This is a genomic window from Algoriphagus faecimaris (genome assembly GCF_900101705.1).
Lineage (GTDB): Bacteria > Bacteroidota > Bacteroidia > Cytophagales > Cyclobacteriaceae > Algoriphagus > Algoriphagus faecimaris.
The window spans coordinates 1-23,684 of record NZ_FNAC01000044.1 but is presented as its reverse complement, the minus strand read 5'-3'; the positions used below and the strand labels follow the sequence as shown (position 1 = coordinate 23,684).

The window sequence follows — 23,684 nt, the reverse complement described above, 5'->3', positions numbered from 1 at the left end:
AATTATGGGAATCTCTCAGGGCTATTCTTTATGAATCACTTTTTTCAAATAGGCTAAGATAAAAAATCCAATAAGTGCTCCGGCAGCAGGGAACACAAAGAAAAGCATGTGAAAAATTCTTGAATTTTCTTCTGGAGAAAATCTGAAGAATGTGAACCGTATACTAAACTCCCAATCTGTAAGTAAACCGAGGTAAGCCAGGTAAATCATGTACACCGAAAGGCAAAAAACCAATCCACAAACCACCTGAAATAGGGTGATGGTGACAGCTGCTAATTCTTTTGCCGGATCGGTAAGTTGGGGTGTATTCATAGTGAAGGAAGATTTATTAAATATAGAATTCAACTCTCAGATAAGCAGTGAAGTGTGGGTTAAATATACCAATGTGATTGCACAGCAGTTAACGACAAGTGGAGATAGAATATTTTATAAAGACGAGATCGAGCATGACCCAAAGCGACACACAGAGGGAAGCCCGATGGATCGGGGAATCAATGCGAAGATTCTCCCGAAATTCGGGACAGGCTATCCCGATACTTGGCACAAGTTATGACCTCTGAAAAACAAATTATAAACCGATGAATGGCTACTTAATTGGAGAAGAGTGGGAAAAAATTTGAGATTGCAATGCTCGATCAGGTTTGTAAAAACCTTCGAGGTATTCGAAACCTCAAAGGTGAATCAAAAAAAAAGAGGAATCCGATGTGGAGTTCCTCTTTTTATTAATTAACTGAGCGAAATTAGTTTTTCACTCTGATTTTTTCCTTGATACGAGCAGCTTTACCTTGACGTCCTCTCAAGTAGAACAATCTAGCTCTTCTAACTCTACCTTGTCTCAATAGGTCGATTTGCTCGATAGATGGAGAAAGGATAGGGAAGATACGCTCTACACCGATACCATTGGATATTTTTCTTACGGTGAATGTCTCTCCGTTCGAATTCGGGTTTTTACGCTGGATCACAGTTCCTTGGAACTGCTGGATACGCTCCTTATTACCTTCTTTGATTCGTACGTGTACGTTGATGGTATCTCCAGCTTTGAAAGAAGGGAATTTGGCTCTCGCCTCGCTGTATTCCGCTTCTACGATTTTCATTAGTTCGCTCATAGCTTCTATATTTTATGCTTTCGCTGTTTGGCCAACGCGTGGCTTATTCAATTACTGTTTGTTCGATTTCAATTCGCCTTTCACCAATCCGGATTTTGCCAATAAGTCTGGTCTTCTTTCTTTGGTTCGGCGCACCGATGCATCAAATCTCCATTCGTTGATCTTGGCTTCATGACCTGATAGTAATACTTCCGGTACATCCATTCCTTGCCATTCGGCTGGTCTAGTATACACCGGAGGAGCCAATAAATGATCCTGAAAAGAATCAGTCAAGGCTGAAGTTTCGTCATTGAGTACACCCGGGATGAGCCGAATGACCGCATCTGCGATTACCGCAGCAGCAAGCTCTCCACCGGAAAGCACGAAATCTCCTATACTTATTTCCTGAGTGATGAATCGCTCTCTTATCCGCTCATCCACTCCTTTGTAATGACCACAGAGGATTAGGAGATTTTGCTTCATGGAGAGTGTATTGGCCATGGGCTGATCAAAAGTCTTTCCGTCAGGAGTGACATAGATGATTTCATCGTATGTGCGCTCCTTTTGTAAGGCTTCAATACAGCGGGCGATGGGTTCGATCATCATCACCATGCCTGCTCCACCACCAAATGCATAATCGTCTACTTGCTTTTGCTTGCCGACGGCATAATCGCGCAGGTTGTGTACTTGGACAGAAGCAATCCCTTTTTCTTCGGCTCTTTTGAGAATCGAATGGGAAAAAGGACCTTCTAGCAATGCAGGTACTACGCTGATGATGTCTATATGCATGACTCAGTCTTCGAGATAGATGTCAAGTAAACCTTCGGGTAATTGGCAGTAAACTTTTTTAGCTGCCTTGTCCACCTTTTGAATGATGCCATCCTGAATAGGGATGAGCACTTCTTTTTCTTGGTGCTTTACTCCGAGTAGATCTTGGGTTTCCAAATCATAAATGGTCTCTACAGGACCTAATAGTCCTTTGGTTTCATCGATGACTTCAAACCCAATTAATTCGTGGAAATAGTATTGGTCCTCATCTAGCTCGGGAAGGGCGCTTAGCGGAAGATAAATTTCCGATCCTACGAGTTCTTCCACCTGTTCGATTCGATCTAGGTCCTCAAACTTGGCCAGCACCTTATTACCGGGCTGCAGCACGAAGTGTTCCAAAAAGAATGGAACCAATCGGCCTTTTTGTTCGAGAAACAAGTGCTTGAGATCTTCATATTCTTCCGGATAATCGACATCAAGCATCACCGTTACTTCACCACGGAGTCCATGAACTTTAGCTATATAGCCTAATTGAAAGCATTGCTCCTTGTTCATGGGGAGAGTTGATTATAATTAAGATTGTGCTTCGTCGCCTTCTGCGGAAGCCTCAGGAGCTGCTTCTTCGCTAGCTTCCTCTGCAGGAGCCTCAGCAGCTGCAGCAGCGGCTTTTGCCTCATCTTCTCTTGCCTTGATAGCGTCGAGACGAGCTTGATTTTTAGCGGTTTCAGCTTCCAATGCTTTCTTACGAGCTTCGTCTTTAGCTTTTCCGATTGCATCTACCTTACCGGCGATCTTAGAATCTTTCTCATTCAACCAAGCCTCGAACTTTGCGTCAGCTTGCTCTTGAGTGATTGCACCTTTGATTACACCGATTTGAAGGTGTTTCTTCAGCATTACCCCTCTGTAAGAAAGCATCGCTTTTACAGTGTCGGTGGGCTGAGCTCCGTTCAACAACCACTGAAGAGCACGCTCATTGTTGATGTTGATGGAAGCAGGGTTTGTGTTCGGATTGTAAGTACCGATTTTCTCGATGAAGCGTCCATCTCGTGGAGCTCTTGCATCTGCGATAACCACGTCATAGATAGCCATTTTCTTTCTACCTCTACGTGCTAATCTGATTTTTACTGCCATAATTTTTTATGTGTTTGTTAAGCGGATGGAACCCGTCCATCCTAAATTTGGAGTGCAAAGATAGGGTAATTCCCTGTAATGCCATAAGTTGGCTTGTAAATATTTGTCTAAACGTGTGGTTTTCTTTTATCTTGCGTCCTCATACAGGATGAATGACTTTGAATAGGTTTAAAAACCCATTTCTTGGCCCCGTAGTTCAACGGATAGAACAAGCGTTTCCTAAACGTTAGATCCAAGTTCGATTCTTGGCGGGGCTACTTGATTGATTTTGAATGGAATACGAGATGCAATTCATCTCTTTTTTTATGATTAACCCCTACTTTGCAGTAAACATTGCAGTGGAATTGGACCATTTAGTTTCTCTTTGAAAGTTAAATAATTCAAAAAAATTGAAGAATGGTATTGGATATAATCTAATTCTACTTCATATTTAAGACTTAAGTTAATCTTTAAACCTACGCGCTTTTGAAGGATATAATATCTAATCTATTAGTTCTGTTTTTGATTTTGACAGCCATTTCTTGCAGTAAAAGAATCGAGATCACCGAAGAATCAAATACCGAAGATTTACCCAAGATTTCTTTAGACAGCGTCAATATTTACATTGAGAATTCCGCAAGCATTTACGGCTTTACGACTACCAATTCAGAATATATCAATGTGGTTACAGACTTGGCTAGTTTTGCCAATATTATCGATGAGACGGATGCAATCTTTAATTATTCATTGATTAGTGGTGACAATCAAAGTCTCACTGAATATCCACTTGGTAACGATGCTTCAATTTTATCCTCAGTATTAAGTCCAAGTGGTCTAAAAAAACCTACAAGCGGTAATAGTGATATTAATGGCATGTTCAACCATGTTTTAAAATCTTTAGGAGAAAACTCAATATCAATTCTTATTTCTGATGGCATATATGATATCGGTGAGGAATCTAATCCATTGGCTGCTCTAGAAACACAAGGAATTGGTACCCGCACAACTTTTATTAAGAATCTTCAAGAAAAAAACACCGAAACTTTAGTAGTTAAACTTTCCTCTGATTTTGATGGGCAATATTATCCTGGAGTAACAAAAAGCCAAGAAATGATCAAGCAAAAACGTCCCTACTATATATGGATCTTCGGGGATGAATCTCTGGTCGATAAATTCTTTTCTGATGATAGAATCCAAGCTCTAAAAGGCTATCAAAACCATACAGCTTTTAAGAAACTTGGATTGATAAATATAGAATATAAAAATTTTTCCTTTGGGAATTCCAATGTCAAAATTACACCTAGAGACCCTAAATCGTATGAAGTATTAAAAACTGGTTTACCCGTTGTCTTTTCTATAGCTACAAACCTTGACTTTCTTAGATTAGGAGAAGCATATTTAAATAATCCATCAAATTACAGGGTCAATTTGGGGTACAATTTTAAAGAGTGTATCAGATTAGACCAATATCCCGATGAGGATGGTAAGGTTGATAAAGCATTAAAGAATATTCCATTTAGCCCTACCCATTTGATTTTTCTATCATCTGAAAAACCAATACTGGGACCAGTAGAAATATCCCTTATCCCTAAACTTCCTAGTTGGATTGAAGAATCCACTATGGTTTCAGATTCACCACTTAATGGTGAGGAAAACCGAACTTTTGGTTTGAGTACTCTTATGAATGGAATAAATGAGGCCTATCTGGAGGTTTCAAACACTAAAGAAATTTTCAATTTGATCATTAATATTAAAGACTGATGGAGGTTATTTATGAAAACTTAGAGGAGGTTTTCGGGATTTTTAACGAGAATTTCCAATACATATTCAATTCAATGTATCTTAATGGTGTTTACAACAAAATGGGTTTAAGCTTCATCGCGATCACCCTTTTTGTTTTTGCAGGGTTCTATTTTTTTTACAAAAATCCGTACGCGAAGTTTTTCCCACATTGGGTTGGGTTTCTTTTGATTTCAGGTGCACTGAGCGTCGTAGTAACTATTGCCATTGCGAGAGAAGGTCTTGCCGAATACCTATTAGACAGTGATCCAGAGGTGGTCGATTTTGCCAATAAAATGATCTCTTTCTACACTATGATGAACCTTTGTCTTGCTTTAATCTTTGGTTTCCTGATCAGCTTTGTATTAAGATTAAAAAGTAAAGTACAACCTCATTTACCTTTTTAACTATGAGCAAACTATACATTTTCGCAATTGGAGGTACTGGTTCCCGCGTCTTGAAGTCCCTTGTCATGTTAATGGCAGCAGGTGCAAAATTGAAAAATCATACCCAGGTAGTACCAATTATTATTGATCCAGACTCAGGAAATGGGGATCTGAATAGGACAAAGGAGATACTGAGTAACTACCAACATATCCGTAGCAAAATATCAAATCCAGAGGACTTCTTTTTTCAGGATATTACTACGACGAATAACCTAACCTCTACAACTCCACGATTTCAAGATAAAGACTTTGAGTTTAAGCTTGAAAGAGTTCATCAAGAGAAATTTAAGGATTATATCCATTATTCTACCATGGATAAGCCGGATTCTGATATCGTAAACCTTCTGTTTTCTAGGGAAAACCTAGAAGCAAATTTAAATATTGGATTTAAAGGTAACCCAAATATGGGTTCAATTGTGTTGAACCAGTTCACAGATTCTGATGCCTTCCAGCGGTTTGGGCAATCCTTTAACCAAGATGATAGCATTTTCATTATCAACTCCATATTTGGAGGAACAGGTGCTGCAGGATACCCTCTTTTATTGAAGCTATTAAGAAGTGGAACAGCCAAAATCCCGAATAGAGAAGTAATAAAAGACTCCATCATTGGCGCCATTACCTACCTCCCCTATTTCAAGCTTCGAGATGGAGAAATCAAATCACAGAGCTTTCTCGGAAAAGCAAAGGCTGCCTTGGACTATTACAATCGAACTATAATTAATAGCAAACAAATCAACGCACAATACTTCTTGGGTGACCAGGAGAACAATACAACCTATGAAAATCATGTAGGAAGTAGAGAGCAAAAAAACGATAGTCACTTTTTAGAGTTGGTTGGAGCTTTATCCATATTCGATTTTGACAGAAATAAAACCTCAATAGGTTCAAATGACAGCCATGTTTACGAATTCGGTGTTGAAAATTTTGTAAACTCATTAGACACTAGAGATCTGAATGAGGCTGATAGAAATTTAATCTACCAGCCCCTTAACGAATTCAGTTTGTTTGCAAACTACTGCGAATCTGGCTGGCAAAAAGCAGTTGGGGTATCAAGATGGACTATCAAAAATTTTTGGACAAAAAACAGAGGAATTACAAAAGACTATTTTGAATCTGCAGAATTCAAAAATGAGGTTCAAAAATTCACTCGGTTATATCTTGAATGGCTAAAAGAGTTAGGGGGTAACAAACCCGGATTTTTACCACAGTTAATAAATAAAACCTCTGGCCCTGACATTTTCAGACTTTTAGACATTCGAAATAGTGAGGCAATTACTCAAATTCCTCTTCCACGTACGGAAAAGGATATTCATTCAGAACTTATTAAGCTTTTTGAAAAAAGTACTTCTATCGTCAGCGATAAACTTTAAACTACTATGGGAAAAGTATTTAGAATCCACTCAAGCGGACAAGAAAAAACTGGATGGTTCCAAAGTTCTCCAATAGGAGCAAAAGAGCTGGAAACAATAAAAGCGGATAAAGATGATGTTGCTACTTCCATCCCTAGTCCATTTGCCAGGATAGATCTTGTGAAAACCGCATTTGGTTGGGTTAGAAATCATGAATTGGAAGGACAATCAGGATACCACAAGCTAGTTTCCGATGCATTAGATGTCGCTCAACTTTTCTATTTAAGTCAAAATGCTCAATATAGAAATGATATAACCATTGTTGAATGGTCCAAAGAGTCAGTTTTCGATAAATATAAGGATGAAAAGGCCTCCTCTTTCTACTCCAGTTTCGAGGTCTTTTGGAAACAAGATGGAGCTAATTACAACTTAGATTCTACAGAACGTCTGTATTTTATTTACTATAAGAATAAATTGGTTGGAGCCACTTCACCCTCTACTCTTTTTGTTTCTGCTCCCGATTCGTCTGCATCCTTTTTGGAGATGGATATAACACGGGGAACCGATAAGCTATTTGACGATAAATATGCGGCACTCCATGAACGGGAGTTCCCATTCGTTAAATATATTTTCTGCCTATCAAAAACACCAGAATTCCAAAGATTCTTTAGAGATACGGACAAGAATGAGTTTTATGAATATCTGCTGAAAGTCCGAGAGGTATTGCCATCCGCAAAACGTGCAGAAATAGACCAATTAAATTCAAGTGCGATCAACGATTACCCGGTTTGCACAACTTCCGATGCATCCACTAATGAAGTATCTATTCTTGGTATTCGATTAGGGACAGAGATCCAATCTTCAACAGTTGATAGTGACTTCTTTATAAATTCCAATAAGGGAAAAAGGGCTTTAGTACTTCCCCAGACGAGATTTAATCGAAATTGGAAATATACCTCCGCTGATGATATTTGGAATACCGATCAAATGCAGGGTAAAATTCCCGTGAAAAACCCCAATCCTCAGAACTCAATTCTCCCAGAAAATGGCTCTGCTGTTTTATGGTATTCGGAAGGGGATTTTTTAGCCGATAAAATCATGGTTTTAGAACCGTTAGGAATTAGTAATTCCATAAGTGAATACCCGGTTGATTTGAGATCATTTAATGTAGGTGTTTTGGAAGATGGTACTAATTGCTTACTACCGTTGAACGCTACTTTCTTTGATTATTTTGACGCAAATGATGCCAGAAGATATTGTAAAATAAAAAAGACAGGAGTTTTACTGACAGTCACACTAGAAATACCTACCGCCGGAGGTATTATTACTTTCAGCAAAACTTATAAAACTGAAAATCAGATTCAAATAAATATTTGCTTAGCATTACTGACATTAACAAGGGTAAAGGAAGATCATTCTGCCAACTTTTTTGCATTACAGTTTGAAATAGACAATCAATTAAACTATGAGCTAAAACCAAAGCTAAACAACGGTAATGAATGTGGTTTTGAAAAAGAAACTAGGGACACGGGTGACCGATCAAGCTGGAAAGCAGAAGTATACAAGACCAAGGAAAATTACGATTACTTGGAACTGGGAGTAAATGGAATAAATAACGTCTTGATTCCTGAGTGGAAATGGCTTACATCTTCCACGGATGAAATGGAATTTGCTATTGATTTTGGGACTACCAACACACATATAGAGTACAAGAAAAAAGGTGAAGGAGCTCTTTCTAGCCTTGAATATTATGTCGGTTCAGAAACCCTAACCTATCTTTTAGATGTAAATAAGTGGGATGAAATTCCTCCTGGTGATATTAAACAGTTTTATCCCCTATTTGAAAAATACCTTTTCCCCTTATCAATTAGGCGTGATGGTGAGTCTCATTTTCCAATGAGGTCAGCCTTGTCATACAATGAGCATATAGATTTTAATTCAAACTCTAATGCACTTTTAGATGGTAACAGCTATCATTATTATGAGAGAAGACCAATAGCTGATACTCAAAAGATTAAAACAGACTTAAAGTGGAGTAATTATGATGATCATAACGATAAAACACTTGTCAAACTCTACATAGAAAGTTTATTACAGCTTGTACGATTAAAGGCTATTAGTGAAGGTTGCCATCCGAAAAATGTGAAGATTAAGTGGTTCTACCCTGTAAGTATGAATCACCATGAAAAATACATGTTCACTGAAATTTGGGAAAAGTATTTCAACAATGTTTTTGAGAATGCAAAGCCTGAAAACCTTTTGAGAATATCAGAAAGCGTTGCTCCTTATCTTTATTACAGGAACATGTACCCTGGAACCAGTATGACAATTGATATTGGCGGTGGCTCAACAGATCTGGCATTATTTGATAAGGACTCTGCAGAAGCAAGTTATATAACCTCATTTAAGTTTGCCGGTAATTCCATTTTTGGAGATGGGTATACTTCTCCTCAGCGAAAACTAGACACAGATCGCAACGGGTTTGTTAATCTCTTTTCTAAAAGAGCCCAAGATTTATTAAAAAATGATAAATACAAGGAATTATCAAGGATTGAAACCCGACTTAGAACTTCCTCTAAAAACTCTTCGGATTATATAAGTTTCTTGTTTAGCCTTGAGGAGGACAAAGACCTGAGCTTTAATTTCGGTGAGGAATTAAAAACGAACAAAAGAATCAATATGGCTTTCCTATTGTTCTTTGGTTCTATTATATATTACTCCGCACAACTACAAAAAAAACAGGGGAAGACTATACCCGACAATTTCATATTTAGTGGAACTGCATCTAAGACCTTACTTTTTCTGGACAACTCCAAAAGAGAGGGCTTTAAGAGGATAAAGGATTTAATACTTTACATTTACAGCAATGTGTTTGAAGAAGATTTTAAGGCTAGGTCCATTCAAATTGAACTTGATAAAGAACCAAAGCAGGTGACTACTAGAGGTGGCCTCATGTTAACAGGAACAGAAAGATTAGCGGAAGATAAAGTTATTATATGGCTTGGGGGAAGTGGCGTTTTGGACCAAGTAGTAGACATGGAAAAAGATGTTTCATCTACTCCGAGATACAATGAAATTGATAGGAATAAAGTTCAAGACATAATTGACTCAATTCAGGATTTCTATTCGATCCTGGATGGATTTATGGATAGTCGAAGACTTGGAAGCGATTTCAACATCGATGAATCAGCAAAAGTTATTTTTAAGGAGTGGAGAGATAAGAATTTAGTGGAATTTGTCAATTGGGGAATTGAATCCCACTATGGAGATAAGGCTCATCATGTTGAAGAAACACTTTTCTTCTTCCCCCTTATTGGAGTTCTTAATAGACTTGCTTTCCAATTATCCTTGAATAACTAATCATGAAGGTATTATATGCTTTTTTTGCGTTATTGATCTTCACCTATCAAACCTTCGGACAATCTGACAAGTCTTTCGAATTCGAGTCCTTTGAGGTCTGCATTAGGGCAGTATATGCCTTTATGCAAGACTTTGAGGATGCCAAAGGACTTAGCGAGATTGAGAAGCAAGGCAAAGCTCTAGCATCTGAATTCATTAATAATTTAAATAATGAAGACAGCATTAGCTTGAAACAACAGGAGTTTGAAGAAATCCTTACAAATAACGGGTGGGGTGAAAATGGAAAAAAATTATACCAGAAATTATTAGCTGAAAGAGATAAAGAAATTGAATCAGGGCAGAATATTTTAAGAATGTTATCTAATTCCAAAAATCAAGCTAGCGCTAATAATGAATTCGGGAAAAATATTATCTCATATAGTCATTGGAATGCTCTTAATGAAGAGTTTGGTGATGTTGAACAGATTGAGGCAAAGAAGGTACAGGATACACCCATTTCAAATGAGGAACCTCTTTCAAAAATTGAAGAGAAAAAAAATGAACCGCTTAGCATTTTGATCTGGTTTGGAATAGCTGTATTGACTTTAATCTTGGGGGTAATTATTGGTGTTTTTTTGGCAAAAGCTAGATTTAGTGAAGATTTAAAATTGGCTAAGGCAAACCCTCAAATCCGAAAAAAGCTTAAGAGCTTAGAAACTGAAAAGGTGAGGTTATTGCAAAGGATTTCGACGTTGGAGAGTGAAAAAAACGAATTAGAACGTCGGAGTTTTGATTTGAATGCAGATAAACAAAAGAGAAATGAGGCAAAAACTGAATCAAAAGCTTCCCTTGAAATAGAAAAGCAAAAAACAACTGATAGTGACGCTCCAAATATTCCGGACCAAGATTCAAATCAGAATACCATCTCACTTTATTTCCAATACCCTGAGATTAATGGATCATTTCAAAAGAATCACGGAGCCCCGATAATGGGGAATAATTCATATTTTGAAATAGTATATAAAGAGGACCATTCAGAGGGTGAATTGAAATTTGTAGCAGATAGAAATTTTTATGGAAAAATTTTAAGTATCAGGGACACTTCCTTGGGTCCAGTAAGTGAAATTGAAAATCTAGGTGGTGTAGACAGACCATCAAATATATCAGTACTCGAAAATGGTATTGTCGAGGTTAAAGAGGATCGTTTCGTTATAAAGGAGGGACATAAATTAAAAATCAAGATCTCATAAATGGAGAGTACTTTTCAAAATTTAGAACTTGCAGTTATCGCTATAATTTTCATATGGCAGGTAAATGTATTCTTAAAGACGACAAATAAAATAGGTGTACTGAAAAATACATTCAATCCGATTCTAATTACCCGGCAATACTTGATTCTAAGGGAAGATGTTAATCAAGAGAATGTAAAAGAAAACATGCTTGAATACAATCCATCCGAGGATACAAGTATTCCTGAAGGTTATTTGTTGATCACTTTATTGCAGAGCAAATCCGATAATAATATCGCCATTAGTATTTCTGAAAGCATCAATTCTTATCTTCTAAATAACTATGGGGCAGCCGTCAATTTTAGCATTATTAAGGACATGGTAGATCGAGAAATAGATGTTCATGATGATGAAATTTCAAATCTGATTCCTACCCCACTCTACCTTGGACTTGCAGCCACGATGACAGGGATAATTTTTGGCCTTATTGCAATGCCTGAAATAGATGATACTCAATTCACAAATGCGATAAATTCACTTATAGATGCAGTAAAATATGCTATGGCTGCAAGTTTAGCTGGACTTGCATTTACTACTATTCTTTCGTCTTCAATTTATAAAAGTGCAAGGAAAATTGTCCTTGAAAGTAAAAACAGACAACTATCTTATATTCAAGCAAAACTTCTTCCAGCGCTTGTGGCCTCCCAAGAAACGGGAATTGCAGGATTGAAGCATAGCTTGGATTTATTTACTAGAAAAGGCACAGAAATAAGCGAAAAGATAAGAATAGCCTCCTTAAATACCGCTGATAGTATCAATACCCAACTCAAAACAATTGAGAAGGTCGAGAATCTGAAAATGCACCGAGTCACAAAGGCTAACTTAGATCTGTTTGAAAAACTCGAATCTAGTGTACAGGTAATTGAGGCCTTCGAGAAAAATATAAAGAACATCCAGAATATATCTGAACGACTAGAAAGTTTTGCCCAGAAAACCAAAAGTATTGAGGATTTAGCTCAAACTATCAAACTGAATATTGAGGATTCGAATGATCAGTTGAATCAATCAAAACTGCTCACAGAATTTCTTACGGACCACTTTAAAAAACTAGACTCCCACGGACAAAAGGTTCAAGAAGCTGTTTCATACAACGAACTATATTTCAGCGAAGCTATTGACGCATTAAAGCGACGGTTGGACAATCTTTACAAGACATTCCAAGATGATGCCAGTACCCACCAAATCAGTATCAAAGAAGGCTATGAAGCTATCTATGAATCCATTAAAGAAGTATCCATAAATCAAATTGAAGAATACAGAAAGCTCTACGAAAATGCACCTCCTCAGTTTAAAGAGTTAGAGAAACTGGAATACCTAGTAAAAATTGAAACCATAAATCAACAAATTGAAGAGCTTCACAATATTGATTCCCAGCAACATATTAGCCTTGAAAAGATAAGTCAGAGCCAAAATAGCATTCTAGAGTTTCATAAGTCTATCGAGAGTAAAATGGAAGAGTTAAGTAGTAGGTCTAAAATCAATGATATTGTCAGTGAACTCCAAGAAATAAAGAAAGAAGTTCGAAAAAAGGTTTCAAAACCCCGGAGAACAAAAAATCAGGAATCAGATAGTGAGAAAGAGCCACAAAATCAATTTTGGTGGCAAAGATTAAACCCATTTAAGAACGGTGAGTAATCAAGAATATCCCAGCTCATGAAAAAAACTAATTTCTTTTGGGTAAGTTTTTCTGATTTAATGGTAAGTCTGTTTTTTGTGATGCTAGTTTTGTTTGCGGTCGCAATAGGTTTTTCTGAAAGCGAAAGAAGAAAGGCTGAGGACGCAAGAGAGGCTTCTGAACAACAGCTCAAAAAAATTCAAGAAATCCAAGAATCCACGAAACAACTTCCGGAAGAGTACTTTTCTTATCAGCCCCAGTACAAAAGATTCAAACTTAATAAGCAAATCCAGTTTCAACGTGGAAAATCAGAAATAGAGTCACAATACAAGCCATACTTAATTGAAGTTGGAAAATCAATACAAAGTCTAATTGAAAGGTTGAAATCCAATGAAAGAAGTTCCAATTTTGAAATAAAATACTTGGTAGTGATTGAAGGAATGGCATCCAACGATAATTACCCCTTAAATTTTGAGTTAAGTTATAATAGAGCATTATCCCTTTACAGACTTTGGAAAGAGGAACCGATCATCTTTGACCCAGAAATATGCGAGGTACAAATTGCAGGAAGTGGAACGGAAGGATTGAGAGAATATGCTGGTTTTGAAGAATATAAAAACCAACAATTCCTAATTCATATTGTACCAAAAATCGGTAGAATAATAGAATAGTTATGAAAATCTCATTTTTACATGCGTTTCTGTTATTTATAATTATACTTGGTTTAGAGAGTTGTTCAAGTTGTTCTCGCTCAGGTTTACGGGAAATTGCTGAAAGCCGCAAGCGAACAAATGATAATTTACCAGAATCCCAAAAACCACATAATAACTTAACGAATCAGGCTCCGATATTACTGAATGAATCTTCGTCAAAACCTTTGTCTAGTCTATTTCAACAGAATAAGGATGCTGTTTTTCTAATATATACAAGCACTGGCATTGATGGATTTCAAGGGACTGGATTTTTTATTTCCGAGGAAGGTATTGGAGTAAGTAATTATCACGTTTTTGAAGGGACTTCAAAAGGTCTTGAGAGCATTCAATTATCCGATGGAAAAAGGTATCAAATATCAGATGTATTGTATTTTGACAAGGATAATGACTATATAATCTTCAAGGTAAATAACTCCCAGAAGGTCCCAGCTTTAAGGATTTCAGATCATACTCCAACAGTTGGAGAAGAAGTATTTGCAATAGGTAATCCTAAAGGTCTCGAACATACGCTTTCTACCGGAATCATTTCTGCTTTAAGGGATAGTGGGGAAATACTCCAAACTACTACGGAAATCACTCATGGAAGCAGTGGGGGCCCCTTAATGAACATGAATGGGGAAGTAGTAGGAATTACTACTGCTGGACTTGGAGAAGCGAATCTCAACTTTGCAATTAATATTCAATCTCTTCCAATCGAAAGTTTCAAAAAAAAAAGTGAGTTTGAATCCAGAGGACTTAACAATTTTCTTCCTGCCTCTAAGTGTAATCAAATAATTCATCACACTTACTTTTCTCTTTCGTATTGTGAACCCCATGAGCAAGCTGAATGGGTGGCTTATAAATTGATTCCTGAATACTTTTCGGGGGTTTCCAGAACAAATGATTATAGAGAAGACCCAAAGGTAAGAACAGGTTCTGCTACCCTTGAAGATTATCGAAACTCGGGTTATGACAGAGGTCATCTTCTTCCTGCTGGGTCTATGAAACATAGCTATTTAGCCATGTCCGAGACTTTCTATCTTAGTAATATCAGTCCTCAGAGAAATGAGTTCAATGGAGGGGCTTGGCTTAGTCTTGAAGAAAAAGTTAGACAATGGACTAGAAAAAGTGATTCTCTATACGTGGTTACCGGAGGGGTTTTACATTCAAGGTTAGGAAAAATAAGGGGCACAAACGTATCTATCCCTGAATATTTTTATAAAGTGATCGTCCGCTTTGAATCGAATCGGATTGATGGAATTGGTTTTATTATGGAAAATAAAGAGTTAAAAGGAAATATAATTAATTATGCAGTCACAATCGATAAAGTAGAAGAATTAACAGGAATTGACTTCTTCACCTATTTTCCTCCAGAAATAGAAAATCTACTGGAATCAGAACTTCTCCTATCAAATTGGAAGTAATTTTTTTTAATTATTGATTGGATTTCAAATAGTCCGTAGAAAAGATTGAATAAGTATGAAAAATAATATCAATCGTATCGCCAAAAAGTAGGATTAAAATTTAGGAAAGTAAGCGGTACCTGAGAGAATGATAAAAATTCTGAATCTTTACAATTCGTAATTTTCCGAAAGGTAGTTATCTTGAAACTTCCTCGCGATTTTTCAGAAGTAGGTGGCACCTGAAAGGATGACGTAAATTTCAATGATTTTACCTTGGTGTAGATTACATGAAATTTTCACTCACTTTTTCACCTGATGGAACCGTTTCATAATGTCAAATGATCCAGAAAATCCATGTCTTTCTCTTAGATAGATTTTGGTTGTTCTGACGTTAGCATGACCAAGTACCTGTCTAATTTCTTCTTCGGAGTTGCCCATATAGGCCATGTGGTTTGCAAGTGTATGTCTTGGAACATGTCCTGTCAGCGTTGGTATCTCCATATTTTCACTGATTCTTTTTAAAGCACTGTTATGACGGGTTCTTGCTCGGTGAATATCGTACTCCTGTTCCTGAGTGAAGTCCTTTCCATTTTCGAGTGAATCTTTGAAATCATCGTAAATCAACATGGGGAAAATGAACTGAGCAGGAAGATCTTTCACCAACTTGAAGAAATACTTAATTATTTGGGTCTCCAATCGATTTTGAATGTCGAACAGGTAATGTGTCAGCTCAGAGTCAGATTGTTGACTGGTGACCTCTCTAATGATCCCAGTGAGTTGATCATGGTTTAGGTTGACAAAATCAATTCCTTCAAGGCGAAATAGTTGCTGGATCGATCGGGCATCAAGAATAACTTTTCCCAACTTGACATCATTCATTGCTTGTTGATACTGGTGAGGAAAGTATTCATTCAGCACTTCCATCATCGGAAAATAAAACGGAGCACTGATGAAGTCAGAGGTTTTCCTGATTGGAATAACCAACTTATCTTCCATAATCATGGTGTTGGTCATCGTAATTGCATCGATAAATCGGATTCCGGCGGAATAGTATTGAAATAAGAAGATGTTCTTGGAAAGAATCTGTGAGGTGTAACATCGTTTCCGGCGTTGGACAGGAACATAATTTTCCAATTCCTTGATCTGATGTCTAGTAATGGAAGGTGCCAGTTTCTTGACCTGTTTCTTTTGGATAAAGTTGAAAAAGGTCGAAGAATTTACAGGACTCTGTGTTCCTGAATATCGATTCCAATGGTCGATAAATGATTTTAAAATCGATATATAGTTGGATATAACTGCTGGTTTTTTCGGTTTACCAGACTTCCCATATCCACGTTGAAGACCAATCGTAATTTGACGAATAGTCTCCAAATCCTTCAACTTTTTGAACGGGAGGTATTTAGTTCCGAATTTTTCCTGTACCACTTTTCTAAGTGTTGACAATACTGTTCTGTATTTATTGTAGGTAGATACCTTCTTGGTACCATCCTGATAACCCCGTTCCAACTCCTGCTCCATGTATTGTAACGCACAGGACTTCTCAGTATTCAATGTTTGGGATCTTGGGTTTTCAAATTGAAACTGTTCCTCTTTTTCACGTAGAATTCGATTGATTTCTTGGGCATTGGGTTCTTTGGATTTTACCCTTTTTTTAGTCTTATCCCAATTTTTTTCGGTAATCCTAATACCCAGCGATTTGCGATGAACCACCTGATTTCCATGAGTTATGATCTCATAAATCGTCTTGGTTTCAGGTGACTTGGTGGGGAATAATATAAAACTATAGTTCGCCATAGATGGATTTTTATGCTGCTGAATCTAAGCTGATTTTTATTTTTTGCAGCTTGGTAGTACGGATTACTTTAACCTTTGTCTCACCATTTTTGACGGCCAAGAGATATGTGACAATGCCTACTTGAATCACATTATCCTTATCTACTTTAATAGGTTCAGGATTTTCAGTTGAAAAGATCTCCTCCAAGGTAATCTGGACTTCCTCAGGAAGAAGGATATCCTCTATCCAAAGGAATTCTTCATTATTTGATAGATTTTTATTTGTCATACCCTCTAATTTTTTTGTGATTACTTCCACGATTGTCCCTTGAGGATTCGATAAATGACAGATCGTGATACCCCGTATTCCTTTGCCAGTTTGGCTTTACCATACCGATTTGGGATATACTTTTTTCGAATTTCATCAACCTTTTTTCGAGTCAATTTACACGTGCTTCGATTTTCAGGTTTATTAAAAGGGATCAGACCTGAGGCCTGAATCCCTTTGTTTTTACCCTTATATAGGTCAGACAGATATTGATATTGCTCAATTTTCTTGTCTGATTTTGTCACAAAATCCAAATTCATGATCCGATCCAATTCTTTTTGGATCCGGTCAATATTCAATTGATTTTTAGAGTCTTTCATCTTAGGCTACTTTTAGAAAATCCATCTTCCAATATTTTTCATAGTCTTGTGGTTGTTCGATGATAGTCAACCCCATTTTCTCAATCACTCGAATGGATCTTTCCTTGAGGTTATCCCAATGCTTCCACAAATACATCAGAATTTCATGGGTAGATTCTTTATCTAGTCCCAATTCGGAAAGGCAATTGGTATGAAGTGCAACGTCTGCTAACCAGCCCCAATGTTCTGTTCGATTCAAATCGAAATCCAGCACCCTACATCTTGACCGAATCGCATTTCGGTGAACGACTAAGGGAGATCTAGCAAGACCTTTTTTCTTAACCAATTCCACCTCATGATCTAAAGGAAGTCGGTTATTACTTGTGAAAATGAAGGTAAGATTGTGTGTGGGGACCTCGAAACCCGATTTACCCTCCCCTTTGAAATATCGGATAGCCTCAACTTGAAGGTCATCCAATTTATCCTCGAGATTAACCATAGATTTCTCATAGGTGAATTTGTTGGCTCCCTCCAATGCATTTTTCATAGTATTACATGAAGGTTCGGTTCGGAACAATTCGTCCGAATCATCTACAAACACGATCAATGGAAGAAGATCAGGATTATTATACTGCACTACAGCCAACATGATCCCAAAAGCGAAAATGGAAGTGTTTCCTGTCAATTCTATATGATGAATTCCCAGTTCATTCAGCATTTTTCTAACCGAAAAGGTCTTTCCAAGGCCAGGAGGGGAATAGATATATAGATGTCGATACTTCTTAAATGAACCTTTTTTGATAGCAGAAGCGATACGTTCAAGAAACATTTCTCGTAATTCCATCCCTTTTTGAAGGGATTCTTCAGGTGTTATATTTTTAATTATTAATTCCATGTTAATTTGATTTTTGACCGAGGGAATAATCCCCCGGTCGGTTTTGGATTGGTTAAGCTGCAAGAGGAAGATCATTTTCATCCGTTGGATTAATGAAGCATTTTACCTTATCGAAATCCTCCAGATTAAAGTCCTTTACCGCATTTTCGACCACACCACAACCAATGGTGTAGTACTTTCTGGACAACTCGGTAGACAATGCGACCCGGTTAAGAAGGATTGAACTACGACCAACCACATTAGTCCCTGCGAAGCAATCATATACAAGGCCCCCTTCATCTGTGGTCATCAGGATGGGAAGAATTGGGAGTAATTCTGCCATTATTGCTGGCCCACCCTCGCTATAAACTTTATAAACCTCACTGTTTTTCCCTATAGTACATTCAATCATATGAAGCACTTCCTGAGCCTTGATATGAGAATAAATCTTCTGATAGGGTTTTGAAATTGATTTTACTTTTTCCCAAACCGTTCCAAATTCATCAACATCTTTTGCACCGTGTGTGATTTCAGGTTGTTTATTCTTTTCCGGGTCTGAGTAAGTGATCAAATTGTACTTTGCAATCTTTGGATCTACAACGAACCATAGGATGTATTCCAAATTGTTTATTGGTCGTTGAACCTTCTCATTCTGAGGCTTAGGGTTGGGTTTTGACCATGCTAGTCGGTCTTTATAAACCAGACCAGTATGCCTAACAATCGCATCCTTCAGCATGTCCACAATCCCAAGCCCGACACCTTCGTCATAAGTCTCACCGATGTTGATCATCATATTTCCTGTTTCTTTAAGAGTAACGGCAACGTCGACCAGAATTTTCGCCATACGATCGCAATATTCCTGAGGGCTCTCTTCATGACCTACTTGATTTTCACCCTCACCATTCTCATAAAAACGAAGTGAGTAATATGGAATGCTGGTAAAAATCAAATCAACCATCTTAATAAATTCTCTTTTGTGTTTGATTTGAGTACAATCCATGTTAAATGAAATGGACTTGTTAGGAATAATGAAGGTGTCTTGATACTTATCTAGACCATATCTGGACTCAATCAACTTACAGGTTTCTTGAATATTCAATTCTCCTTTCTTGAGTTTCTCTGTAAAACCATAACCATTCTTCTCATCAATGTCCTTCCATTTTGTAAGGTACTCATGACATTTATCGACAGACCATTTTTGGGAAACGATACCCTTCATCAGGGTATCTCCCTCCAAATCGTTTTCCAAAACATCCTCAACTTTCTTTATGGTCTTATCGCCCTTCCATCGGTATCCTAATTCCTTGGAAATGATCTCATGCCTTGTGTACTTCTTCCCGAGATTCTTTTTACCCTGTTTCTTAGGTGTTTTTTTGAATACTGCCTTGATTTCTTTTACCTCATCATTAGTGGTCTTCTTACGATACTTGTTGTGTAGTATTCTTTCTTCGATTGTCGGAGGACAGTCTTTCACTATCACCCAGATCTCCTCAATCTGGAGGAATTCAAGACAATACTTTCGTCTATATCCATCAATGAGTTCGAAGTTCTTGTTGATAATAGCAGGAACCTTCTGACCGTTTAATTCGATGGAGGAAATCATCTCTTCTCTGTCCTCATCCGACCAGTCATCGTAGAAAGTTTTGAGTCCTTCTACTTCGATAATTTGGGAGACTTTCATCAACTCCATTTTGGAGTCGGAATGCTGAAATTGTACCATAACATTTTTGTTTTGTTGATGGCACAAACTTCCCCTTTTGAAAAACCAACTAATTGATTAGAATAGCGTCAGGAAAAATCAGAAACTAGCGTCATTTTTTTTTAAAAGTTATGGGGGATTTGAATTAAGTCTTCTGGAATTCCTATTTGATTGTAGAATTGAGGCATATTGTTCACCTTTTTTCTCCAACTTTTTATTTGGTAAAATTCCGTTTTTGCCTCGCCCAATTTCGATTTTAACTCTTTAGAAATGTTATATCTATGATTTTTTAGTGCTTCTGTATTAAGGTATCCTACCGTTTTTTCCCCCCTTTCATCAAATCCAAGTAATTTGTATAGAGGACCATTTTCACCTCCTCTTTTTATCTTGGAATAAATTCTTACCAGATCATCCTTATAATTTCTCAAATATTGATTTTGAATTGAAACTCCAGGGTTCTTGAGAAAGAACAGGTATAGTGCTTTGGGTAAATCCTGCAAATGGATTTCCTTATCTTCAATCAAAATCTCTCCTTTTTCGCTAACGACTACTGGGGAAAACTCTTCGATTGATACACTGTCAGCAAAATTATCAAGCTTGGTTCTCACTGATTCAATTGTGTCTTTTATCTGCCGCAAAACGTTGGGGTCAATATTATAAGAGTTGGCCCTATTTAAACACTCATTGCAAATGTGGGCCATCCTTAATTTGAATTCAATCTGAGGCGGAGTAGAACAAAAATCGTTTAAACAACCCTTCGGTGTCATATGACTAAACTTTGGGGCCTCCTTCATACTTGCCCAACTGAAGATTTGGAAAAGATTCTCCACAACCTGATGGCTTAATACGAAAGGCCATTTACTTTTTGGGAAAAAGTCTAGTTCCTTATCCCTTACTATTATGACATTATCGTCAAAGTAACTAAACCACGTCTTAAATTCTTCAATTGGGGCTCCAAGTTCTTTTTTTGTGAATACCACCAAGATATCTTCTTGGGGAATATCTTCCTTGAACTTTAGGAGTTGACCAAACTTAATTGCAGCTCCAAAATCAAATTCATCTTGCGCATCAAAATCCTTTACTTCAGGAAATATGGTTTTAAAACCAGAATGATCAGAAACTCCCAAATTATGGTACTCAATTGGGCCACCTATCCTAGAAAGAAATTTATGAATATCATCTAGTAACTTTGGTTCAACTTCAGTGATACCAGTTAAGAAAACTTTCATCTTTTTCTTCAAAAACTAGATGAAAATTTCCTTTAACGCAACCGGTATTCTTTCTTCCTGTAGAAATTCTTTCGGTTAGTTCATCCAAAAACTATGGAGTACCAACTCATCTTGCCCCAGTATACTGGTACCAGCATCTAGCAAATATCTCCTGCGGATCGGTTGAGAGTATTTTATTTTTTATCCAGACCCAAAGCTTTTCTTGCCTGAATGTAATGCTTTATTGGAACAACTATTTCGTTATATACTTCTGGTTTCAGTTTCTGCTTGAGAAGAAAATATTTCTTTTCATCGGCATAATCAAAGATTTCGCTTCCCAGTATAGTTGAAGTAGTCAAGAAATTTTTAGCATTTTCGAATTGTAAACTGGCAAATTTGTACATGGACATGGTGCCAGATTGACTAACTCCAGAATACTTTTTCCTCTTAGTTGAGGAAATACTTTCATCGGCTTCAATAGCTCCAGCTTCTTCTGCTATTTGAGTATTGGGCTGGTTTTCTGAAGAAATTTCTTCACCTATGCTATCGACTACATCTTCAATAATTGAATCAATTTCTCCAGTATTGTAATTATGCTGTTTTAATAAGTCTGAATTTGTATTTGTATTTATTGGCTTCCCTTGGGAACTAGGATCTGGTTGATCAGGAAGTACCTCCCTTGTCGAAAAGGAACTACCCTCTAGTTCATTTGGAACATGGGTCTGTTTCCTCAAGGAATTACCCTCTTGTAATACCTTACCCGTTTCGATGTTTTCATTTTTTGATTTTCTGGCCTTAGTAATGATTCTCCCAACGCAAGACTTTTTTTCATAAACATCTTTGGTATTGATGTAACCTTTCTCTTTCAACTTCTTGATTCTTTTTGAAGCAGCACCTTTGGTAATATTTAAAAGTGTACCAAAATGATCATTAGATGCAAAACACCCCTCGGGCAGTTCAGTCAGCGAATATATTTCTGATAGGAGAATTTTCTCGGCGCTATCTAAATTATTGTCTTCCAGAATTCCAATTGGAATCCATAGTCCTTTCTTTTCTGATTTTTTCATATTAATGATTAATCCAAAGTCCATCCTTGGTGAATTAGATTTCTTAGGATATATGATTTTTCGATTAGATTCAATTATTGTTGACACCGATCTCAACAATCAATCGGTCTATAAAAAATATACTCAAATAAGAGGAGAAGAAGAAGGCCGGTATGCTAAGGAATTGCTAAGATTTTAATTTTACTTTCCAAAATTTGAATCACATCAATAGGATAAAATCCCGCGTTTTTGTCGTAAAGGGCCATTAGATACAATCGATATGTTCAATTAAATTGGTCAATTAAAAAATCCTTCTCTAGCTATCTTAATCCATAATGCCAGATGATGATCAAATAAAAATTTGTCGTGTTTTGAGCGTGAGGGAATTGACCATTCAATGAATCAATCTCAACTTTTCGAAAAAAAACGAAAGCCAGCTAGCAATCTATCAAAATTAAGCAGCGCTAATCCAACCATAATTTAGTCTGCCCTGAACGTACTCCGAAGATCAGTTTCTAAATGAGGGGGCATCCTCAATATGATCAATCCAGATTAAGTTCCTTAAATGTTGAAGCATTTCTTCTTTGGATCGAAACACAATATCGGGTGGAACGAGGTCATGGGGATCCAGAAATCGAAAACGAACGATAACTTCCCGAAACTCCTCAGCCATGCTCTGATTCAATTCATCCAACATGTCAAAGAAATGTATTACAAAATCAACTCCTGTATATTTCATCTTACTACCTGCATCAATTTTTTGACTTTCGTTACAGTATTTGGACTAAGGTCGACTATTCGTGCCACTTCCCGAGCTTTATACCCCTTTTTCAGTAATTCCATTGCTTTTTTGGTTTAGAGAGAAACCGAAGAGGACCTTCCTTCGTATTGGGTTTGCGGCCTAAAAATACATTACCCTTGAGTTTTGCCAACTCAATCCCCTCTTTTTGACGCTCTAAAATGAGTTTTCGCTCCATTTCCGCTACCACACCCAAAATTGATATCATCATTTTTGCAATGGGATTCTCTTCACCATTTTCATTTAAAGTTACAAGACCTTGGCTAATGAAATGAACAGGTACTTTTCTTTCCGTTGTGTAATGAAGAAAATTAATAATGTCCCTAAGGTCTCGGCCGCAGCGATCAATTTGCCAACAAGAAATTTTACTAACGACCCCAAGATCAAGTAATTTTTTTAACTCTTGGCCTCCTAGTCTTTCAAACATAGGGATCGAACCCGAACATTGAGCATACCCCAAAAATTGGGGCAGTAAATTAAGTTAAAAATTAACCTTTAAATTTACTGTGATGACCACACGAAGAAAATTTACCTCGAAGTTCAAGACCAAGGTGGTTTTGGAACTGTTGAAAGAGCGCTCCTCACTTGCCGAGCTTGCTCAGAAGTATGAACTGGCACCCCAGCAGCTCAGCAACTGGAAACGTGAGTTTCTCAACGGCGCCGAAGAGGTCTTTGAAAAAGGCGGCAGAAACAAGAAAGATCCGGCCGATGAAGAGAAAGACCAATTGCTCAAAACCATTGGCAAGCTTAAAGTTGAGGTTGATTTTTTAAAAGACGCCTTGC

The 23,684-nt window shown here is 37.3% G+C and carries 25 protein-coding genes and 1 tRNA gene; 11 read left to right on the top strand and 15 right to left on the bottom strand.

Annotated elements, in window-relative coordinates:
• Nucleotides 1-21 precede the first annotated feature (21 nt).
• Nucleotides 22-312 carry a hypothetical protein gene (locus BLQ57_RS17765; protein WP_087940929.1) on the bottom strand — a complete coding sequence of 97 codons (291 nt, stop codon included), beginning with the start codon at nt 310-312 and terminating at the stop codon, nt 22-24.
• A 1-nt stretch (nt 313) separates the two neighbouring features.
• On the opposite strand from BLQ57_RS17765, the gene BLQ57_RS17760 reads away from it, so the two are divergent.
• Entirely contained in the window at nt 314-553 is a 240-nt protein-coding gene (locus BLQ57_RS17760; protein ID WP_087940930.1) for a hypothetical protein, read from the top strand.
• A gap of 187 nt (nt 554-740) precedes the next feature.
• On the opposite strand, the gene rplS is transcribed toward BLQ57_RS17760, so the two are convergent.
• From rplS to BLQ57_RS17740, 4 genes are read right to left on the bottom strand one after another with little or no spacing between them, the layout of a single operon-like run.
• The gene (gene rplS, locus BLQ57_RS17755; protein WP_087940931.1) at nt 741-1,106 is read right to left on the bottom strand and encodes a 50S ribosomal protein L19; all 366 of its coding nucleotides are present in this window, start codon (nt 1,104-1,106) and stop codon (nt 741-743) included.
• A gap of 51 nt (nt 1,107-1,157) precedes the next feature.
• Nucleotides 1,158-1,874 carry a tRNA (guanosine(37)-N1)-methyltransferase TrmD gene (trmD, locus tag BLQ57_RS17750; protein WP_087940932.1) on the bottom strand — a complete coding sequence of 239 codons (717 nt, stop codon included), beginning with the start codon at nt 1,872-1,874 and terminating at the stop codon, nt 1,158-1,160.
• Between the two features lie 3 nt (nt 1,875-1,877).
• Nucleotides 1,878-2,408 (bottom strand): ribosome maturation factor RimM, encoded by a 531-nt coding sequence (gene rimM, locus BLQ57_RS17745; protein ID WP_087940933.1) that lies wholly within the window; start codon nt 2,406-2,408, stop codon nt 1,878-1,880.
• Between the two features lie 18 nt (nt 2,409-2,426).
• Nucleotides 2,427-2,984 carry a 30S ribosomal protein S16 gene (locus BLQ57_RS17740; protein ID WP_087940934.1) on the bottom strand — a complete coding sequence of 186 codons (558 nt, stop codon included), beginning with the start codon at nt 2,982-2,984 and terminating at the stop codon, nt 2,427-2,429.
• 185 nt (nt 2,985-3,169) lie between these two features.
• Between BLQ57_RS17740 and BLQ57_RS17735 the strand changes: the two genes are divergently transcribed.
• The 9 genes from BLQ57_RS17735 (at nt 3,170) to BLQ57_RS17695 (ending at nt 14,896) form a co-directional block, all read left to right on the top strand.
• Nucleotides 3,170-3,241, top strand: a tRNA-Arg gene (locus tag BLQ57_RS17735).
• A gap of 208 nt (nt 3,242-3,449) precedes the next feature.
• Nucleotides 3,450-4,724: a hypothetical protein gene (locus BLQ57_RS17730; protein ID WP_139162796.1), complete on the top strand. Its 1,275-nt coding sequence runs from the start codon at nt 3,450-3,452 to the stop codon at nt 4,722-4,724.
• Nucleotides 4,724-5,149: a hypothetical protein gene (locus BLQ57_RS17725; RefSeq protein WP_087940936.1), complete on the top strand. Its 426-nt coding sequence runs from the start codon at nt 4,724-4,726 to the stop codon at nt 5,147-5,149. The genes BLQ57_RS17730 and BLQ57_RS17725 overlap by 1 nt, the downstream gene beginning before the upstream one ends.
• A gap of 2 nt (nt 5,150-5,151) precedes the next feature.
• Nucleotides 5,152-6,558, top strand: coding sequence for a hypothetical protein (locus tag BLQ57_RS17720; protein WP_087940937.1), 1,407 nt, complete (start codon nt 5,152-5,154; stop codon nt 6,556-6,558).
• Nucleotides 6,559-6,564: 6 nt separating this feature from the next.
• The gene (locus tag BLQ57_RS17715) at nt 6,565-9,897 is read left to right on the top strand and encodes a hypothetical protein (RefSeq protein ID WP_087940938.1); all 3,333 of its coding nucleotides are present in this window, start codon (nt 6,565-6,567) and stop codon (nt 9,895-9,897) included.
• Nucleotides 9,898-9,899: 2 nt separating this feature from the next.
• Entirely contained in the window at nt 9,900-11,126 is a 1,227-nt protein-coding gene (locus tag BLQ57_RS17710; RefSeq protein ID WP_087940939.1) for a hypothetical protein, read from the top strand.
• Nucleotides 11,127-12,800, top strand: a complete 1,674-nt coding sequence (locus BLQ57_RS17705) for a BAR domain-containing protein (RefSeq protein WP_087940940.1) — start codon at nt 11,127-11,129, stop codon at nt 12,798-12,800.
• 18 nt (nt 12,801-12,818) lie between these two features.
• Nucleotides 12,819-13,451 carry an OmpA family protein gene (locus tag BLQ57_RS17700; RefSeq protein WP_087940941.1) on the top strand — a complete coding sequence of 211 codons (633 nt, stop codon included), beginning with the start codon at nt 12,819-12,821 and terminating at the stop codon, nt 13,449-13,451.
• Between the two features lie 2 nt (nt 13,452-13,453).
• A complete protein-coding gene (locus BLQ57_RS17695) occupies nt 13,454-14,896 on the top strand; it encodes a DNA/RNA non-specific endonuclease (RefSeq protein ID WP_087940942.1) in 1,443 nt (480 codons plus the stop codon).
• A 279-nt stretch (nt 14,897-15,175) separates the two neighbouring features.
• Here BLQ57_RS17695 and BLQ57_RS17690 read toward each other — a convergent pair whose 3' ends face one another.
• From BLQ57_RS17690 to BLQ57_RS17650, 10 genes are all read right to left on the bottom strand, one after another.
• The gene (locus tag BLQ57_RS17690) at nt 15,176-16,669 is read right to left on the bottom strand and encodes a tyrosine-type recombinase/integrase (protein WP_087940943.1); all 1,494 of its coding nucleotides are present in this window, start codon (nt 16,667-16,669) and stop codon (nt 15,176-15,178) included.
• A gap of 10 nt (nt 16,670-16,679) precedes the next feature.
• Entirely contained in the window at nt 16,680-16,937 is a 258-nt protein-coding gene (locus tag BLQ57_RS17685; RefSeq protein ID WP_139162795.1) for a hypothetical protein, read from the bottom strand.
• Nucleotides 16,938-16,957: 20 nt separating this feature from the next.
• A complete protein-coding gene (locus BLQ57_RS17680) occupies nt 16,958-17,296 on the bottom strand; it encodes a helix-turn-helix domain-containing protein (protein WP_087940945.1) in 339 nt (112 codons plus the stop codon).
• A gap of 1 nt (nt 17,297) precedes the next feature.
• The gene (locus tag BLQ57_RS17675) at nt 17,298-18,170 is read right to left on the bottom strand and encodes an AAA family ATPase (RefSeq protein WP_169712794.1); all 873 of its coding nucleotides are present in this window, start codon (nt 18,168-18,170) and stop codon (nt 17,298-17,300) included.
• 52 nt (nt 18,171-18,222) lie between these two features.
• Nucleotides 18,223-19,839, bottom strand: coding sequence for a DNA methyltransferase (locus BLQ57_RS17670; RefSeq protein WP_217639532.1), 1,617 nt, complete (start codon nt 19,837-19,839; stop codon nt 18,223-18,225).
• Between the two features lie 131 nt (nt 19,840-19,970).
• Entirely contained in the window at nt 19,971-21,077 is a 1,107-nt protein-coding gene (locus tag BLQ57_RS17665; protein WP_087940948.1) for a hypothetical protein, read from the bottom strand.
• A gap of 173 nt (nt 21,078-21,250) precedes the next feature.
• A complete protein-coding gene (locus BLQ57_RS17660) occupies nt 21,251-22,123 on the bottom strand; it encodes a helix-turn-helix domain-containing protein (RefSeq protein WP_169712796.1) in 873 nt (290 codons plus the stop codon).
• A gap of 487 nt (nt 22,124-22,610) precedes the next feature.
• On the bottom strand, nt 22,611-22,841 hold the full coding sequence (locus tag BLQ57_RS17655) for a hypothetical protein (protein WP_139162793.1): 231 nt from the start codon (nt 22,839-22,841) through the stop codon (nt 22,611-22,613).
• Nucleotides 22,838-22,945, bottom strand: a complete 108-nt coding sequence (locus BLQ57_RS21715; protein WP_139162792.1) for a helix-turn-helix domain-containing protein — start codon at nt 22,943-22,945, stop codon at nt 22,838-22,840. Before BLQ57_RS21715 ends, BLQ57_RS17655 begins: the two co-directional genes overlap by 4 nt.
• Nucleotides 22,933-23,328 carry a recombinase family protein gene (locus BLQ57_RS17650; RefSeq protein ID WP_087940951.1) on the bottom strand — a complete coding sequence of 132 codons (396 nt, stop codon included), beginning with the start codon at nt 23,326-23,328 and terminating at the stop codon, nt 22,933-22,935. The genes BLQ57_RS21715 and BLQ57_RS17650 overlap by 13 nt, the downstream gene beginning before the upstream one ends.
• Before the next feature lie 82 nt (nt 23,329-23,410).
• Between BLQ57_RS17650 and BLQ57_RS17645 the strand changes: the two genes are divergently transcribed.
• On the top strand, nt 23,411-23,684 hold a 274-nt coding region (locus BLQ57_RS17645; RefSeq protein WP_139162791.1), incomplete at its 3' end, for a transposase.

Excerpts from the sequence above, each read along its gene's own strand:
- BLQ57_RS17765 (WP_087940929.1), bottom strand. The coding sequence starts at position 312 with ATGAATACACCCCAACTTACCGATCCGGCAAAAGAATTAGCAGCTGTC.
- rplS (WP_087940931.1), bottom strand. The coding sequence starts at position 1,106 with ATGAGCGAACTAATGAAAATCGTAGAAGCGGAATACAGCGAGGCGAGA.
- trmD (WP_087940932.1), bottom strand. The coding sequence starts at position 1,874 with ATGCATATAGACATCATCAGCGTAGTACCTGCATTGCTAGAAGGTCCT.
- rimM (WP_087940933.1), bottom strand. The coding sequence starts at position 2,408 with ATGAACAAGGAGCAATGCTTTCAATTAGGCTATATAGCTAAAGTTCAT.
- BLQ57_RS17740 (WP_087940934.1), bottom strand. The coding sequence starts at position 2,984 with ATGGCAGTAAAAATCAGATTAGCACGTAGAGGTAGAAAGAAAATGGCT.
- BLQ57_RS17725 (WP_087940936.1), top strand. The coding sequence starts at position 4,724 with ATGGAGGTTATTTATGAAAACTTAGAGGAGGTTTTCGGGATTTTTAAC.
- BLQ57_RS17720 (WP_087940937.1), top strand. The coding sequence starts at position 5,152 with ATGAGCAAACTATACATTTTCGCAATTGGAGGTACTGGTTCCCGCGTC.
- BLQ57_RS17715 (WP_087940938.1), top strand. The coding sequence starts at position 6,565 with ATGGGAAAAGTATTTAGAATCCACTCAAGCGGACAAGAAAAAACTGGA.
- BLQ57_RS17710 (WP_087940939.1), top strand. The coding sequence starts at position 9,900 with ATGAAGGTATTATATGCTTTTTTTGCGTTATTGATCTTCACCTATCAA.
- BLQ57_RS17705 (WP_087940940.1), top strand. The coding sequence starts at position 11,127 with ATGGAGAGTACTTTTCAAAATTTAGAACTTGCAGTTATCGCTATAATT.
- BLQ57_RS17700 (WP_087940941.1), top strand. The coding sequence starts at position 12,819 with ATGAAAAAAACTAATTTCTTTTGGGTAAGTTTTTCTGATTTAATGGTA.
- BLQ57_RS17695 (WP_087940942.1), top strand. The coding sequence starts at position 13,454 with ATGAAAATCTCATTTTTACATGCGTTTCTGTTATTTATAATTATACTT.
- BLQ57_RS17690 (WP_087940943.1), bottom strand. The coding sequence starts at position 16,669 with ATGGCGAACTATAGTTTTATATTATTCCCCACCAAGTCACCTGAAACC.
- BLQ57_RS17685 (WP_139162795.1), bottom strand. The coding sequence starts at position 16,937 with ATGACAAATAAAAATCTATCAAATAATGAAGAATTCCTTTGGATAGAG.
- BLQ57_RS17680 (WP_087940945.1), bottom strand. The coding sequence starts at position 17,296 with ATGAAAGACTCTAAAAATCAATTGAATATTGACCGGATCCAAAAAGAA.
- BLQ57_RS17675 (WP_169712794.1), bottom strand. The coding sequence starts at position 18,170 with ATGGAATTAATAATTAAAAATATAACACCTGAAGAATCCCTTCAAAAA.
- BLQ57_RS17670 (WP_217639532.1), bottom strand. The coding sequence starts at position 19,839 with ATGGAGTTGATGAAAGTCTCCCAAATTATCGAAGTAGAAGGACTCAAA.
- BLQ57_RS17665 (WP_087940948.1), bottom strand. The coding sequence starts at position 21,077 with ATGAAAGTTTTCTTAACTGGTATCACTGAAGTTGAACCAAAGTTACTA.
- BLQ57_RS17660 (WP_169712796.1), bottom strand. The coding sequence starts at position 22,123 with ATGAAAAAATCAGAAAAGAAAGGACTATGGATTCCAATTGGAATTCTG.
- BLQ57_RS17655 (WP_139162793.1), bottom strand. The coding sequence starts at position 22,841 with ATGAAATATACAGGAGTTGATTTTGTAATACATTTCTTTGACATGTTG.
- BLQ57_RS21715 (WP_139162792.1), bottom strand. The coding sequence starts at position 22,945 with ATGGAATTACTGAAAAAGGGGTATAAAGCTCGGGAAGTGGCACGAATA.
- BLQ57_RS17650 (WP_087940951.1), bottom strand. The coding sequence starts at position 23,328 with ATGTTTGAAAGACTAGGAGGCCAAGAGTTAAAAAAATTACTTGATCTT.